This is a genomic window from Pseudonocardia humida, from assembly GCF_023898865.1.
Taxonomy (GTDB): domain Bacteria; phylum Actinomycetota; class Actinomycetes; order Mycobacteriales; family Pseudonocardiaceae; genus Pseudonocardia; species Pseudonocardia humida.
On record NZ_JAGSOV010000024.1, the window covers coordinates 53385 to 66259 of the forward strand.

The window sequence follows — 12875 nt, forward strand, 5'->3', positions numbered from 1 at the left end:
TATTCAATATAGTCGCAGTTAATCGAATGATCCAGGGGGACCCGATGGAGCTGGACCACCGCGTGACCGGGGAGGGTCGTCCGCTGCTGCTCGTGCACGGGGCGGCCGAGGACGTCGACATGCTGGCCCCGCAGGCCGAGGCGTTCGCCGCCCGCGGCCGCCGGGTGCTCTGGTACAGCCGTCGCGGCACCGGCGCGAGCACCCGCACCGGCTGGCCCGACGGCGGCGTCGCCGCGCACGTCGACGACGCGGCCGCGCTGCTGCGCGGACTCGGCGCCGCACCGGCGACGGTGCTGGGGTTCAGCTCCGGCGGCGTGATCGCGCTGGCGCTGGCCGCGCGGCACCCGGACGTCGTGACCGAGGCGATCGCCTGGGAGCCGGCGGCGCTCGGCGTGCTACCGGACGCCGACGCCCTGCACGCCCAGGTCGTGGCGCCCATCGACGCGCACCTGCAGGCCCACCCCGACGACTGGGCGGGTGCCTACGCGGTGATGCTGGACGTGCTGTCCGAGGGCCGCGCCGACATGGCGTCCGAGGCGGTGCGCCTGCAGACCGTCAACGCCGAGGCCGCCCTGCGCGACGACGCCCGGATCATCACCCGGCACCGCTTCGCCGCCGGTGAGCTGCCCGCCGACCGAGTGGTCATCGCCGTCGGCGGGGGCACCAGCCCGCTGCACGCGATGATCGCCGAGCGGCTCGCCGAGCTCGTCGGACGTGCGCCGCTGGTCGTCGAGGACGCCAAGGACCACGAGGTCTACCTGCAGCAGCCCGACGTCCTCGCCGACGCCCTCGCCCCCCGCTGACCGGATCAGGCGGGGGTGGGGGCGGCGGGCTTCGCCGGCGTGCGCAGCCAGGCCTGGAAGAGCGCCTCGAGGTCCTGGCCGGAGATCTCCTCGGCGAGCTCACGCAGGTCGTCGGTGCGCACCGGGGTGAGCTCGTCGCGGTCGGCCCACTGGCGCAGCACCTGCGCGAAGGCGTCGTCGCCGATCGTCACGCGCAGCGCCTGCAGCGCCATCGCGCCCCGGTTGTAGACGGCGGCGTCGAAGAGGTTCGGCGCGCCCGGGTCGGCAGGCGGCACCGTCCAGAACGGGTCGTCGGCGGGGACGGCGAAGGCCTCGTCGAACTGCTGCTGCGGCGTCGGGCCGCCGGTGTTCTGCGCCCACAGCCACTCGGCGTAGGTGGCGAAGCCCTCGTTGAGCCAGATGTCCTCCCACAGCGCCGGGGTCACCTTGTTGCCGAACCACTGGTGGGCCAGCTCGTGGGCCACCGTGCTCTCGGTCGGGACGCCCGAGTAGATGGGGCGGGTCTGGGTCTCCAGGGCGTACCCGGGCTCCTCGTCGTCGTCGACGATGGCGCCGTAGGAGCCGAAGGGGTACGGGCCGAAGACCGACTCGAAGTACTCGATCATCGCGGGCTGCGTCGCCAGCACGGCGGCCGCGGCGGCCTGGTCGAGGTCGGCGTCGACGGCGTTGACGATCGGCAGCCCGCCCGGGCCGGTGTCCTCGGTGAGGAGGTAGTCGCCGGTCGAGGCGGTGGCCAGGTAGCTGGCCTGGGGGTCGTCGGCCTCCCAGGTGTAGGTGGTGCGGCCCTCGGCGGTGGTGGGCTCACCCGGCAGGCCGTTGGCGATCGCGGCCGTGCCCTCCGGCACGTCGATCTCGAACGAGTAGGTGGCCTTGTCGACGGGGGTGTCGTTGACCGGGAACCAGGTCGATGCGCCCTCGGGCTCGTTGGCCACGAAGGCGCCGTCGTCGAAGGAGACCCAGCCGTAGAGGGCGCCGGTGGCGTCCTCGGGACGTCCGGTCGTGCCGCCGTAGTCGACGCCGACGACGAACTCGGCACCGGACTCCAGCGGCTCCGCCGGCGTGACGACCAGCTCGCCCGACCCGTGGGTGTGGGCGGCCGGGGTGCCGTCCACGGTCACCGAGGTGACCTCGAGGGCGCGCAGGTCGAGGCTGAAGCTGCGCAGGCCGGCCGTGGCCGTGGCGGTGATGTCCGCGTGCGCGGTGAGCGCGCGGGTCTGCGGCGTGTAGCTCAGGTCGAGGTCGTAGTGCGCGACGTCGTAGCCGCCGTTGCCGGCGGCGGGGAAGTACGGGTCGCCGCCGCCGGTGGAGCCCTCGACCGGCGGGCCGGCCTGCGCCGCGACCGGGACCGCGCCCGCCGCCAGCACCAGGACCGATGTTCCCAGGAGCGTCGCGATCCGCGCGCGGAGCCTCATGCCGGGGGAATCTACGCCCGATCGGGGCGATGGGCGTCGGATCCGGCGTGATCCCGGTTCCGCGCACGGGGCTCGGTGCGGCGCCACGGGCGCGCCGACCGGACGCGGTGCCTGACGTCCGGTCGGCGCGCCCGGCGAAACCTCAGGCGTTGTCGTCGCTGGCGTTGATGTCGCCGTTGACGCCTTCGGGGAAGAACCCGCCCGAGGTGACGCTCTCGGGGTTGAGGTAGACGATGTTGAGCACCTGGCCGGCGCTGCGGCTGAACGCGATCGCGTTCTCGTCGGTCGGCACGATGTTGGGCTCGTCCTCGAAGGTGAGGCCCTGGTCGAGGTCGTCCTCGCCGTCGAGGCCGTCGCGGGCGTCGGAGATCTTGTCGGCCAGGTCGACCGCACCGCGCGCCTGCAGCGTCGCCCGGATGAGCCCGGCGTGGTACGCCTCGACGGCCAGGATCCCGGCCGCGGCCTCCAGGAACGTCTTGTTCTCGATGAGCGGGGCGGCGCCCTTGTAGGCCGTCACGCCGACGTCCTCGAAAACGAAGGCGGCGAGCAGGAAATTGTCCTCGCTGCCGAATGCGTCGAACTTCTCGTGCTCCTTGATGAGCCCGGCGGCGATGGCCGCGGCGGTGAACGCCTCGTCCAGGTCGATCGCGGGCCGGGCGACTTTGGCGTCGCCGAGCGCGGTGCGCAGGAAGTCGACGTGCGCGCGCTCGTCGTCGGCGATCTCGGTGGCGTTCGCCTTGAGCGTCTTGTCGTGGAACATCACCTTGCGGCCGCCGGTCACGCCGCCGACCTTGCCGATGCCGTCGATCTGGTCGTCCTCCAGGCCCTTGCCGGTGACGGCGCGCAGGTAGAACTCCGCTTCGAGGTACTCCAGGTTGAGCGCGAAGTTGAGCACCGCGGCGTCGCTGACGGCGGGGTCCTCGGTCACCTCGGAGACCGTGCCGATGGCCGCCGTGCCGCCAGGGCCGGCCCCACACGCGGTCAGGGCGCCGCCGCCGACGATGCCTGCGGTGGTCAGGCCGGCCGCGCGCAGGAAGCGCCTGCGGTCGACCGCGTTCTCCGCGCTGCGGTTGATCGCTTCACGCACGAACGCCTTGCTGAAACCTTCGAACACCGGGACTCGTTTCTTCTCGGGCGCAGCATTCATCTCTCGGCGCCGGTCGAGGGGAGTAGGACGCGTCAACCGGGGATCACGATCAATTCCGCCGTCCAGTTCGGACCGACGGGGCGGGACCGGTGAATGGTCGATCTCGCGCGGGTAACGGCAGCGCGCCCCCCGGCGGGCTCGGACGGGTGCCTGCCGCGCCCGGCGTCGTGATCGACACGGCGAGCGGGCCGGGCTGGGCCGGATGGCTGTGGGGACGGACGCACGACTGGCGGTGTGACATCGCGCGGGCGGTCGGGGACCCTCGTAGCGGGGGGCGCCACCCGTGGCGCCGGGCGGGGGCGGGGATGGCGGCGTGGACGGCGGGGTCGATCGCGGCGGTCGAGGAGTGGCTGCGATTGCTCCCGGGCTCGGCGCTGCCCGGTCCGTGGACCCGCCGCGGCGAGGCCGCGCCCGCCGCCGAGGACGGCTGGCTGCGACTCGACCTGCGTGATCGCCCCGACCTCGCCGACCTGCTCGAACCGCCGTTCGTGCTGGCCGGGCGGGAGGGGCCCGAGCAGTCCACGGCCCACCCCGTCGACCGGTTCCACCTGCTCGACGGCGTGCTCCTGCTGCGCGAGCCCGACGGCGTGCCGCCGGGGTCGCGCTGGCTGTGGAGCCCGAGCGCGACGCCCCGGGCCGCGGTGGAGCGCCTGCTCGACGGCCTGCGCGAGCTGCGGGACGCGCCACTGGCCGAGGCGCTGGCGGCCGGACGGCTCGACGGCCCGCCCACCTCGCAGGCCGCCGCGCCGCCCGGGCTGTCGGACGCACAGGTCGAGGCCTACCGGGCCTGTCGCAGCCCGGGGCTGCGGGTGGTCTGGAGCCCGCCGGGCACCGGCCGGACGCGGGTGCTCGCCCGGGCCGCCGAGGACCTCCTCCGCGCGGGCAAGCGGGTCCTGCTGGTGTCGACGGCCGCGGTCATGGCCGACTCGGTGCTGCTGGAGGTCGTGCGCTCGATGCGCCCCGGGCGCGGCCAGGTCGTGCGGGCGGGTGTCCCGGTCCTGCCCGGGCTCGACGACCTGCGCCTCGACGCGCTGGCCGCGCGGGTCTCCGCCGACGTCGACGCGCGCCGGGCGCTGATCGCCCGCAGGCTGACCGACCTCGCCGGGACCGACGAGGAGATCGGCGAGCTGGCCGCCCGGCTCGACGGCTACGACCCGGAGGGCTACCGGGCCGCCGCGGCCAGGGTCGCCGCCGCCGGCCGCCGCGAGGAGCTGCGGACCCGCTACCAGGACACGTTGCGCGCCGCCGAGCTGGCCTACGGCCGGGTGGTCGCCGCCCGCCGCGAGCACGACCGGCTCGTGGCGGAGGCGGCCTCCCTCGCCGTGGCCCGCGGGGCCATGGTCCGGCTGCCCGAGCTGCAGGCCGAGCTGCGCGAGCTCGACGCGCGGGACGAGGCCCTGCGCGCCGACCTGCGCGCGGCCGAGGGGCGCTCGCGCAGGCGCGCGAAGCAGCTCGGCCAGGAGGTGGAGACGTTCGGGCAGGGCGCCGTGGCCCGCCGCCGCGAGCTGTGGGACGAGATCATCGCCGCCCGCCGGGCGATCGGCTCGACCACGCCCGCCCGACTGGGCCGCCTCGACGGGGCCATCGCCCGCGCCGAGCGCGCGGCCACGGCGGCGTGGCTGGCGTTCGAGCCCGTCGAGTCCGAGCTGCGCCGCCTGGAACGGGCGATGGAGCAGGCCAACGAGGTGGGCCGGCCGAGCGCCGCCGACCACGCCCTCGTCGAGCGCATCGAGCGCGAGCGGCTGCCCGCGCTGCACGAGCGGTGGACGCGCCTGCGCGCCATCCGCGCGCAGAGCGCGGGCGACCGCAGCGCCCACGAGGAGGAGCACCGCAGGCTGGCCGAGCGGTCGGGCACGCTGCGCGCCGACGCCGAGGCCGAGATCGTCGGGGCGGCCGGGCTGGTCGCGACCACGCTCGCCCGCTCGCGGAGCGAGCCGGTCGCCGCGGCCGACTTCGACGTCGTCCTGGTCGACGGGGCGGAGGCGGCGGCGCTGGCCGAGGTGCTGCTCGTGCTCGGCCGGGCGGGGGAGACCGCGGTCCTCGTCGGCGACGTCCTGCTCCCCGGGCCGGTCCTGCCCGCCGCGGTGGCGACCAGCGAGCACCCGGCGGTGCGCACCTGGGTGCGGGCCGGCTGCTTCGGCCACGCCGGGATCGGCACCCCGCAGGACGCGCTGGCCCACGACGGGTGCGTGGCGCTGCTGGAGCGGTGGCGCGGCGGCGCCGGGCTGCGCCGGCTGGTCAACGACCTGGGCTACCAGGTGCTGCGCGGGCCCGACGCCGAGCAGGACGAGACCGAGGTCGTCGTGGTCGACGTGGCGGCGCTGCCCGACCTGGCCGCCGTCCGGCGTGGACCGTCGGGCGACCCGTGGTGGATGGCGGGGCTGGTGCTCGCCCCGGCGCTGGCGCGGGGGTCGGAGCCGGTGACGGGCGTGCTGACGACCTCGCGCGCGCAGGCCGAGCTGACCCTCACCGCGCTGCGCGACCGCGACCCGCTGACCGGCTGCGGCCCGGTGACCGCGTTCCGCGGGCGCGCGCTCGACACCGCCGTGCTCGACCAGGTCGACCACGCCCCGGACGCGCGGGCCTTCGCGCTGGGGGTCACCCGGGCCCGCCGCCGGCTCTACGTCCTGGTCGACGGCACGGCGCTGGCCGCGGCCACCGGCCCGCTCGCGGCGCTGCGCCAGGCCGTCGAGCGCGGCGACGCCCGCACGTGGAGCGCGGCGGCACTGCTCGGCCTGGACGGGCCGGCGCCCTACCGCGCCGACCGGGTGCTCGCCGAGGTCGGCGACCCGCTGCGGCGGGCCGCGACCGCGCTCGACGTCTCCGCCGAAGACGACCTGCGCGCCGAGCTGGAGCGCCGGCTGGGTGCGGCGCGCGACTCGCTGTGGCTGTGGTCGCCGTGGCCCGCCGGGGTGGTCGCACCGCTGGTCGGCGCCGCGGTGGAGCGCGGCGTGCGGGTCAAGGCGTTCCTGCGCCCCGACGACGACGGCGCCGACGCCCTGCGCGAGAGCGGGGCCACCGTCGTCCGCACCGACCACGGGCCCCGCCGGGTCGCGCTCGTCGACCGGCGGACGGTCCTGCTGGGCAGCGCCGTGCTGCCCGACGGCCCGCGCGACCCCCGGGAGGCGCTGCTCGCCGTCGAGGGCCGGGGGCCGGCCGAGCGGCTGCTCGTCGAGCTGGGGGCCGACGCCACCGCCGACCCGTGCCCCCGCGCCGACCCGGTGGACGTGCGCGGCGGGGACCCGGACGTCGGCCGCGAGTGCCGGTCCGGCGACGCCGAGGTGGAGCTGGGCGCGGGCTGATCCGCGTTACCCCCACCCGTCCAGCGGGAACACCACCGCGACGGGATCATGACGGGGAGCCGCGGCCGCCCGGGGTCGCGGCGCGGAGGGGGGATGTGGACGTGTCGTCCGCCGGATCGACGAGCCGGGCGCACCCGCTCGCGCGGCTGCTGGTGCTCGCACTGCTGGTCCTGACGAACGTCCTGGTCGGGTCACCGGCCCTGGCCCAGGACGCCGAGTCGTTCGGCGACCTCGACCCGGCGCGCCACGTCTACGACACGACCGGCTCCTCGCTCGACGCCGCCCAGCTCGCCGACGTCGAGGAGCGCGTCGCGCGGCTGGGTGCGGCCGGAGCGGACGTCGTCGTGGTGGTGCGGGCGCTGGACGCCGACTCGGACGACACGTTCGACCAGGTCGAAGCCCTGCACCAGGAGTGGGCGCGGGTCAGCGGGACCGACCGGGACCGGGCCGCGGCCGTCCTGGTCAACCGCAACCCCGACGACCCGACCGACGCCCGCGCCGGCCTGTTCGTCGGGCGCGCCTTCGCCGAGGGCAACGTGCCCGAGGGGGAGCAGCGCGACATCGTCGAGGAGGCGCTGATCCCGCCGCTGCGCGACGGCGACGTGCGCGGCGGCCTCGTCGCCGCGCTCGACCGGCTGGAGAGCAGCATCCGCTCCGGCCCGCCGGTCAGCGCGTTCGACCGGTTCGCCGCGGACGCGGCCCGCAGCTGGCTGCCGTGGACCGCGATCGGCCTGGCCGCGGTGGGCCTCATCGCCTCGCTGGTCCTGCACCGCGGCCGCTCCCGCACCCACCGCAGCACCCACGAGCCGATCACCGAGCGCCCCGACGACCTGCCGCCCGCCCTGGGCGGGGCCCTGGTCGCCGGCGGCCCGCCCATGCAGGTCGTGCCGGCCGTCCTGCTCGACCTGGCCGGGCGCGGCGCGGTCACGATCGAGGCCGAGGACGAGGGCAGCTGGGCGAGCTCGCCCAAGGTGCGGGTGCGGCTGGTCGACCGCGCCGCCGTGCGCGACGACGTCGAGCGGGTGGTGTGGGACCGGCTCGCCGAGAAGGCCGAGGACGGCGTCGTGCGCAGCAGCCACCTGGCCTCGGTCTCCACGTGGTCGGGCCAGGTGCGCGACGCGGTGCGGGCCCAGATGCGCGAGCGCAAGTGGCTCGACCCGCGCGCCGCGCTCGCGCGGGGCCTGCTGGCGGTGATCGCCGCCATCTGCCTGGTGACCGGGATCTTCGCCATGCTGCTCGCCGGAGTGGGCAGCGGGCCGCTGCCGGCCTGGATCGGGGCCGTGGCGCTGCTCGCGGTCGCGGTCACCGCGTTCGTGCTGCTGGTCACCTACCCCGCGCTCACCCCCGCCGGGCTGGAGGCCGCCGTCCCGTGGACGGCCTACCGCGACGGCCTCAAGGCCGCGGCGAAGGACGAGGACGCCCACCTCGACCTGGACGCCGCCCTCCCCGACGCGGTGGCGCTGGGCCTGGGCGACGCGCTGGGCGAGCGGTTGAAGAACGCCACCGAGGCGGGGGTGCCGCTGCGGGCGTTCGCCTCCGGCCGGGCCGACGACGCCGCCCACCTGGCGGCGTTCCCGTGGTGGGTCGCGTTCAGCAGCAGCACCGCGGGCACCTCCTCGACCGGCACGGTCAGCGGGACCGGCGCGGGTGGTGGTGGCGGCGCCGCGGGGAGCACGTAGGCGAACGTCGCTACGGAGGGTGTTGCACCACATCGTCCGATCGACTCAACCCCGTCCCGACCTCGGGGAACGGGCCCGATCCTGTCGGTCCCGGCCGCCACGATCGTGGGCATGATCAGAGAAACCGTGCTGGACACCGTGCCCGACACCGACACCCCCGGCGCCCTGCGCCTGTCCGTCGACGGCGACACCGCCCGCCTGACGTGGTCCACGGCGAACCCGGACGACCCGTCACCGCCGGGCGGAACGACCTTCGACGTCCCCGCCCGGTCCCTGCTGCTCGCCCTGCGCGCCGCCTGGGACGACCGCCACGCCGGCACCTCCGACCTCGACCCCGCCCCGCCCCGCAAACCCCGCCCGGGCCCGATGAACGGCCGCGTGCCGTGGACCGCCGAGCTGGACACGACGCTGAAGGACGCCTGGCTGAACTCCGCGGACACCACCCCGGCCTTCGACCTCATCGGCACCATCGCCAAGGACATGGGCCGCAGCCGCAACAGCATCCGCGCCCGCCTGGCCCGGGTCGGCTGCGACCCGGACGTGCCGGGGCGGGTGCTGCGGGAGGAGGAGTGAGTACCTCACCGGCGCGTGCCCCTCAGCGCGACGCGCGGGGATGGTGTCGCCCTGGGGCGGCACAGGATGACGTCCTCGTAGCGGGCGGCGAGTGCTTGCCTCCAGCACCGGCTGCCAACGTGTGCGCACCGGCACGGGTCCGGGGTCATCGGCCTCCAGCAGCCGGCGGATCTTCCGCAGCTCCACGACCAGGTCGTCGCGCTCCTCGGCGGAGCCCGCGGCGCTGACGATCTGGTCGTGGGCTTCGGTCATGCACGTCTGGACGTCGGTGTCTGCGGGTGAGCGTGCGCGATCGGCGCCGCTCCGCGGAGTAACTGGTGCGCCCCGGACCGCCGCGAGGCGGCGGGCGCCCGGACCGGTGCCACCCGTTCCTGCGGGACGGGACACCCTCTCTCCGGGACGCGCTCCTCGGCCACCAGGTGAGTCCCGGACGGTGGCAACGTGCCACAACGCCTGGTTCAACGGCGTGCCTCTGCTGACGGTCCGTGTCGGTGATCGTGCCGGACGGCGGTCCAGCCTGTCGGTGCGGCCCGCTACCGTCCCGGACGGCTCCCCGCCCGCTCCTGGAGGTGCTGCGCATGCGGCTCGTGACCATCGACGGCGTCGACGCCGACAGCATCGCCGCGCAGGTGCGCGCCCGCACCTTCGCGGCGGGCCTCGTGGCGGCGAAGCTGCGCGGCGTCCTGCACATGGAGTGGGACGACGCCGGCGACACGCTCTACGCGGAGGTCCGCGGTCTCGACGGCGAGTGCCACGAGGTCGAGGTCTCGTTCCGCCGCGGAGCCGGCGGGAGGCTGGTCTTCCTGGGCGGCGAGTGCACGTGCCCGACCGGCATCGACTGCGCGCACGTCGTCGCCGCGGCCGTCACGCTGGCGCAGGCGCCGCGCCGGCCGGCGCAGGCGGCGAAGCGGGAGGACGCGTGGGTGCGCGAGCTCGACGCCCTGCTCGCGCCGGACGAGCCCGGGTACCGACCGGCGGCGGGCACGGTGCCCGTCGCGATCGAGTTGTCGGTGCGGTCTGGTTCCGGCCGCGGCGGCGATCCGGCATCGCTCTCGGCTCGGCTCGTCCGGCCGGGGCGCACGGGGTGGGTGGCCGGCGGGTTGTCCTGGGGTCGGATCGGGCAGCCGTACCAGGCCGACGAGTACCGCCCCGAGCACGTCCGGCTGCTGAGCGAGCTGTACGCGGTGTACCGCTCGACCGACCAGCAGAGCCGCTACTACTACGCCCCCGAGGACCGCAGCATCGACCTCGACCGCTTCGACAGCACGCGGCTGTGGGCGCTGCTGGAGGAGGCCGACGAGATCGGCCTGCAGATCGTGCACAGCCGCAAGCGGCTCGGCCAGGTCGAGCACCGGCGTCGGGCCGAGCTGCGCCTGGACGTCACGGCCACCGACGACGGCGGGCTGCAGGTGGCACCCGCCCTGCACCTCGATCCGACCGGCCCCGGCCGGGCGGAAGCGCCGCTGCTGCTCATCGGGGAGTCCGGGCACGGGGTCGTGCACACCCCGGTCGGGCCGGACGGTGCGGTCGACCCGACCAGCCGCGGGTTCGGCCTGGCCCGGTTGACGACACCGGCGCCGCCCGGGCTGCGCCGCATGGTGCTCGACGGACGCAGACTCCCAGTGCCCCACGGGCAGCTCGAGCGCTTCCGCACCGAGTTCTGCCCGCGGCTGAGCCGCCTCGCGCCGATCTGCTCGTCCGACGGCGCGTTCGAACCTCCCCGCACGTCCGAACCGACCCTCGTGCTGCGCGCGGCCTTCGGCGACGGACACGAGCTGGGGCTGGACTGGGTGTGGTCCTACGACGTCGGCGGCGCGCCCGTGCGCACGCCCGTCGACCCGCCCGCTGCCGACGACGCACTGCGCGACCGGGTCGCGGAGCGGGCCGTCCTGGACGCGGTGCGCGACCTCGGGGTCGAGGTCCCGGGCCTGGACACCGGATCCGGTCGGTCGGCGCACACCGAGCTGCGCGGCCTGGACACGATGCGCTTCGCCACCGAGGCCCTGCCGCGGCTGGTCGACGTGCCGCGCCTGGTGGTGGAGGAGGAGGGGGAGCCGCCCCGCTACCGCGAGGCGGGCGAGTCGCTGCAGGTCGGTGTCCGCACCGAGGCCGTGGCGGGCGACAACGACTGGTTCGACCTCGGTGTCCGGGTCAGCGTGGAGGGCCGCGAGGTCCCGTTCGCGGAGCTGTTCGTCGCGCTCGCGGCGGGCGAGTCGCACCTGCTGCTGGACGACGGCGCCTACTTCGCCCTCGACAAGCCCGAGCTGCAGGCCCTGCGCGCGCTCATCGAGGAGGCGCGGTCGCTGCAGGACGCGCCCGGCGGGCTGCGGATCAGCCGGTTCCAGGCCGGGCTGTGGGAGGAGCTGGCCGCGCTGGGCGTCGTCGAACAGCAGGCCCGCGCCTGGCGCGAGCAGGTCGGCGGACTGCTGGCGCTCGGCGAGGTGGGCGGGGCCGAACCGCCCGCCACGCTGACCGCGCAGCTGCGGCCCTACCAGCGCGAGGGCTACGAGTGGCTGTGCTTCCTCTGGCGGCACGGCCTGGGCGGGATCCTGGCCGACGACATGGGGCTGGGCAAGACGCTGCAGACGCTCGCCCTCGTCGGCCACGCACGGCAGGTCGCGCCTGAGGCGCCGCCCTTCCTGGTCGTCGCGCCGAGCAGCGTGGTGGCGGTCTGGGCGGCCGAGGCCCGCCGGTTCGCGCCCGACCTTGCCGTCGTCACGATCACCGACACCCTGCGCCGCAGCGGGCGGCAACTGGCCGACGTCGTGGCCGGTGCGGACGTCGTCGTCACCTCCTACGCGCTGTTCCGCCTCGACATCGAGGCGCACGAGGGCGTCCGGTGGTCGGGGTTGGTGCTCGACGAGGCGCAGTTCGCCAAGAACCACCAGTCCAAGGTGCACCAGTGCGCGCGCCGGCTGCCGGCACCGTTCAAGCTGGCGATCACCGGGACGCCGATGGAGAACAACCTGATGGAGCTGTGGTCGCTGCTGTCGATCACGGCGCCGGGGCTGTTCCCGAGCCCGACCCGGTTCCGCGACTCCTACGCCCGCCCGATCGAGAAGGGGGCCGAGGGCGCCCCTGAGCTGCTGGCCCGCCTGCGCCGCCGGATCCGTCCGCTCGTGCGCCGCCGCACGAAGGAGCAGGTCGCCCGCGAGCTGCCGGCCAAGCAGGAGCAGGTGCTGGAGGTCGAGCTGGACCCGCGCCACCGCCGGCTCTACCAGCGCCACCTGCAGCGCGAGCGGCAGAAGGTGCTCGGGCTGCTCGACGACGTCGACCGCAACCGCTTCACCATCCTGAAGTCGATCACACTGCTGCGCCGGCTCAGCCTGCATCCGGCCCTGGTCGAGCCGGAGCAGGGCCACCTCGGCTCGGCGAAGATCGACGCCCTGCTCGAGCAGCTCGGCGAGGTCGTCGGCAGCGGGCACCGCGCGCTGGTGTTCAGCCAGTTCACCGGTTTCCTCGCCGAGGTCAGACAGCGCCTCGACGCCGCCGGCATCACCTACGCCTACCTCGACGGCTCCAGCCGCGACCGACCGGCGATCGTGCGCCGGTTCACCGACGGCGCGGCGCCGGTGTTCCTGATCAGCCTCAAGGCCGGCGGCTTCGGGTTGACGCTGACCGAGGCCGACTACTGCTTCCTGCTCGACCCGTGGTGGAACCCGGCCACCGAGGCGCAGGCGGTCGACCGCACCCACCGGATCGGCCAGACCCGCGCGGTCATGGTCTACCGGCTCATCGCCCGCGACACCATCGAGGAGAAGGTGCGGGCGCTGGCCCTGCGCAAGGCGGCCCTGTTCTCCGGGGTCATGGACGAGGGCAACGCCTTCGGCGCGGCGCTCGAGGCGGACGACATCCGCGCGCTGGTCTCCTGACGCACCGGCCCGCCCCAGGGACGGAGCGGCCCGGCGCGTTCCGCGACGTCGCCAACGTCCCCGCCAGTGCCTGACCGCGCCGCCCGG

The 12875-nt window shown here is 75.6% G+C and carries 7 protein-coding genes; 5 read left to right on the forward strand and 2 right to left on the reverse strand.

Annotated features, from left to right (window positions below; genetic code table 11):
* The first annotated feature begins 26 nt into the window (after positions 1 to 26).
* Positions 27 to 803, forward strand: a complete 777-nt coding sequence (locus KDL28_RS12110; protein ID WP_252437858.1) for an alpha/beta fold hydrolase — start codon at positions 27 to 29, stop codon at positions 801 to 803.
* A 5-nt stretch (positions 804 to 808) separates the two neighbouring features.
* Here KDL28_RS12110 and KDL28_RS12115 read toward each other — a convergent pair whose 3' ends face one another.
* Both KDL28_RS12115 and KDL28_RS12120 read right to left on the reverse strand, forming a co-directional pair.
* On the reverse strand, positions 809 to 2215 hold the full coding sequence (locus KDL28_RS12115; RefSeq protein WP_252437860.1) for a M1 family metallopeptidase: 1407 nt from the start codon (positions 2213 to 2215) through the stop codon (positions 809 to 811).
* Positions 2216 to 2357: 142 nt separating this feature from the next.
* The gene (locus KDL28_RS12120; protein WP_252437862.1) at positions 2358 to 3329 is read right to left on the reverse strand and encodes a ferritin-like domain-containing protein; all 972 of its coding nucleotides are present in this window, start codon (positions 3327 to 3329) and stop codon (positions 2358 to 2360) included.
* Positions 3330 to 3667: 338 nt separating this feature from the next.
* Between KDL28_RS12120 and KDL28_RS12125 the strand changes: the two genes are divergently transcribed.
* From KDL28_RS12125 to KDL28_RS12140, 4 genes are all read left to right on the forward strand, one after another.
* Positions 3668 to 6664: an AAA domain-containing protein gene (locus KDL28_RS12125; protein ID WP_252437864.1), complete on the forward strand. Its 2997-nt coding sequence runs from the start codon at positions 3668 to 3670 to the stop codon at positions 6662 to 6664.
* A gap of 101 nt (positions 6665 to 6765) precedes the next feature.
* Entirely contained in the window at positions 6766 to 8343 is a 1578-nt protein-coding gene (locus KDL28_RS41475) for a DUF2207 family protein (RefSeq protein ID WP_252437866.1), read from the forward strand.
* Positions 8344 to 8454: 111 nt separating this feature from the next.
* Positions 8455 to 8916 (forward strand): hypothetical protein, encoded by a 462-nt coding sequence (locus KDL28_RS12135; protein WP_252437868.1) that lies wholly within the window; start codon positions 8455 to 8457, stop codon positions 8914 to 8916.
* 578 nt (positions 8917 to 9494) lie between these two features.
* Complete coding sequence (locus tag KDL28_RS12140; RefSeq protein ID WP_252437870.1) at positions 9495 to 12788, forward strand: DEAD/DEAH box helicase; 3294 nt, start codon at positions 9495 to 9497, stop codon at positions 12786 to 12788.
* Positions 12789 to 12875: the final 87 nt, after the last annotated feature.

Excerpts from the sequence above, each read along its gene's own strand:
- KDL28_RS12115 (WP_252437860.1), bottom strand. The coding sequence starts at position 2,215 with ATGAGGCTCCGCGCGCGGATCGCGACGCTCCTGGGAACATCGGTCCTG.
- KDL28_RS12140 (WP_252437870.1), top strand. The coding sequence starts at position 9,495 with ATGCGGCTCGTGACCATCGACGGCGTCGACGCCGACAGCATCGCCGCG.
- KDL28_RS12135 (WP_252437868.1), top strand. The coding sequence starts at position 8,455 with ATGATCAGAGAAACCGTGCTGGACACCGTGCCCGACACCGACACCCCC.
- KDL28_RS12110 (WP_252437858.1), top strand. The coding sequence starts at position 27 with ATGATCCAGGGGGACCCGATGGAGCTGGACCACCGCGTGACCGGGGAG.
- KDL28_RS12125 (WP_252437864.1), top strand. The coding sequence starts at position 3,668 with ATGGCGGCGTGGACGGCGGGGTCGATCGCGGCGGTCGAGGAGTGGCTG.